The organism is Ideonella sp. P3_A4 (genome assembly GCF_056403075.1).
The window spans coordinates 1-2,735 of record NZ_JBFUGE010000727.1 but is presented as its reverse complement, the minus strand read 5'-3'; the positions used below and the strand labels follow the sequence as shown (position 1 = coordinate 2,735).

Below are 2,735 nucleotides of genomic sequence, written 5' to 3'. Positions count from 1 at the left end.
GTTGAGCAGCACCACGCCGCTGCGGCCGCTGTCGCGGCGCTGCTGCACCGCCTGGGCCAACGCGTCGATGCCGGCAGCGTCGAGCGGCGCATCGAAGAAGTCCGAGCTGGCCGCCATGGCCGCGCGGCGGAGCCGGCCCTCGCTGTCCTGGCTGGGCAGGTGGCACTGGGCCACGGTCAGCGAGGCGCAGGTGCCCAGCATCACGTCGCGGTAGGTACGCGCCTGCAGGTCGGTGGCGTCGGGCGTGCTGCCGATGCGCGCGAGCAGGTCGTCCCAGTACGGTTGCACGGAGGCCTCGTCGCCAATGCCTATGCCCCAGAGGTAGACGCCCAGGCCCGAGAGCACGAGCTGCGACCAGATGCGGTCGGGCAGCGTTGTGGGCCAGGCCTGCCAGGCGGCCAGCACCGCGGGCAGGTCGGCCAGGGGAAACGAGGCGCTGAACTGTGTCAGGCCCTCCACGGCATGGGTCTGGAAGGTGAGCGAGGTGACGATGCCCATTTGGCCGCCCCCGCCGCCGCGCAGGGCCCAGAAGAGGTCGGCGTGCTGTATCGCGCTGCAATCGAGCTGCTGGCCGTCGGCCGTGACGACGCGGGCCGACACGAGCGCATCGCAGGACAGGCCATGCGCCCGGTCCACCACGCCCACGCCGCCGCCAAGCGTGATGCCGGCGATGCCAACGCTGACGCAGCTGCCCGAGGGAATGCAGCGGCCCGCGGTGATCAGCGCGTCGTACACGTCGGTGAGCTGGGCGCCTGCGCCGACGGTGGCGAGCTCGCCCGCGAGCTGCACGCCGTCCATCGGCCCCACGTCGATGACGAGRCCCGGGCCCCCGCTCGCGCCAAGGTAGCTGTGGCCGCCGCTGCGCGCGGTGAAGGCCAGCTTCTGCTGCTGCGCGAAGCCGAGCGCCGCGGCGACGTCGGACGCGCTGGCGCAGCGGGCCACGGCCATGGGCGAGACCGCGTCGTAGCGGGCGTTGGCGACCAGGCGCACGCGGGCGAAGTCGGTGTCGGCAGGCAGCAGCAGCTCGCCCTGCAGCTGGGCGCGGAGGGCGCTCCAGTCGTAGTCGGGAGGCGGTGGCGGCGGCGGTGGTGGTGGCGGCGTCGTCGACGTGTCGCTGCCGCCGCAGCCGGTCAGCCCGGGGCCCAGCAGGGCGGTGCTGCCCAGGGCGAGAAACTGCCTACGGTCCATGGCGTCTCCGACAATACCAATATGGGACCACTAGGATAGCTGAGCGGGACCACCGGGAAGAATCCGTGACTTCACGAGGACGGTTCGCGAGGCGAGAACCGTCCTGCGATCCCGGCGTGGTGGCGTGCGAAGGATGAGCAACAGCAGAGAAGACGAACCCCGTGGCTAGCGGCGCATCAGCCTAGGTTTGACCACCGCGCGCGATTCGGGCCACCTGCTTCAACAAGGTCGGGACGCGTCGTTTGCCGTGCATGGTGCGAACTCTGACCTTCGCCGCACCGAGGTCGATGCCGACGCAGGTCACGATCAGAGGCCGGGCCTCTTCCTCCCGGAAGAGCTCGAACTGTGCCGGCATGCCGGGCATCGATGTCGTCGAGACGCCGATGATGGCGGTGCGACCACCGAGAGTGTCGAACAGGGCTCGGCCAAGCCCAGGTGTTTCCGCCACGTCGAGGTGGACCGGCCCATCGATCACGATGACGTCAGGTTCCAGGGCGTGTTCGCGCAGCAACTGCACGAGACACGGCAGCCCGCGAAGATCGGGTTTTCCTCGCGCTGGTTTGTCCACATGGGCGACGTGGGAGGTGAACGTTCGGGACGCTTCGGGCGCATCCCATTCGTCGAAAGCCACGGCGCCAGCCATGGCTCCTTCGCCGAGGTAATGGACACTAACAGCCAGCTTCATGGGACTCCGTGTTGTTGCGTTGGCGTGTGTGGGCAGAGGTCAATGGCCACCAGGCGCCCTTGTAGCGGCGATATGCGGCGCCCTTTCTCAACGACAGTGTTGCGGCGAGAGAGTACTCGCAAGCGACCTGGTGCGCGGCCAGTGCCAAGGCGGGAACGCTGGAACTGGTATTGGCCCGCACAACCAGGGCGCCGAGCGCTGCAATAGAAGAACCATAGTCGCGCGCTGATAACCGTTACAACGACAAACTGGTATTACTGGTCTCATACTGGTTTCTTCTGATGGCATGGCTGAGCATCGGCTCGGATAGTTCCAGCCAACCGGCGCGCTCGCAGAGAAGGGCTCGTCCGGCCTGCAGCACGACGCCTGCGCGCGGGTCTGCAATCCACACAAGCCAATCTCAAGGAGTTGGAACCATGTCTAACCAGATTCCACACCGGCAGCGCCGGCTCGACTGGCTGATGGCCTTGTCGGCCGCCGTGGCCGTGACCGCCGGTGTCGCGCCGACGGCCGCAGTGGCCGCGCCGCTCGCGGCCCAGACCGCCGCCTGCCAGCCCTGGCAAGCCTCGATCGCCTACCTGAAGGGCGACACCGCCACCGAGAACGGCAAAACCTACCGCGCCAACTGGTGGACCCAGGGCGACGACCCCGCCACCCACAACGGCCCGGATGGCAGTGGCCAGCCCTGGACCGAGGTGTCGAGCTGCTCGTCACCTCCGCCGCCGCCTCCTCCCCCGCCCCCTCCGCCGCCCCCTCCGCCACCGCCCCCGCCTCCCCCACCGGCTGATTGCGACCCCTGGCGCGCGAACTACAAGTACTTGAAGGGCGACCTCGTCACCGACGACGGCAAGGGCTACAAGGC

Annotated in this window: 3 protein-coding genes; 1 reads left to right on the top strand and 2 read right to left on the bottom strand. The window is 68.9% G+C overall.

What is annotated here, in order from left to right:
* Together AC1DYI_RS31825 and AC1DYI_RS31820 are read right to left on the bottom strand one after the other, a co-directional pair.
* On the bottom strand, window positions 1-1,188 hold a 1,188-nt coding region (locus AC1DYI_RS31825), incomplete at its 3' end, for an FAD-binding oxidoreductase (protein ID WP_477208113.1).
* 181 nt (window positions 1,189-1,369) lie between these two features.
* Window positions 1,370-1,873 carry an endonuclease V gene (locus AC1DYI_RS31820; protein ID WP_477208112.1) on the bottom strand — a complete coding sequence of 168 codons (504 nt, stop codon included), beginning with the start codon at window positions 1,871-1,873 and terminating at the stop codon, window positions 1,370-1,372.
* Between the two features lie 416 nt (window positions 1,874-2,289).
* On the opposite strand from AC1DYI_RS31820, the gene AC1DYI_RS31815 reads away from it, so the two are divergent.
* The coding region (locus tag AC1DYI_RS31815; protein WP_477208111.1) for a carbohydrate-binding protein at window positions 2,290-2,735 on the top strand (446 nt) is incomplete at its 3' end.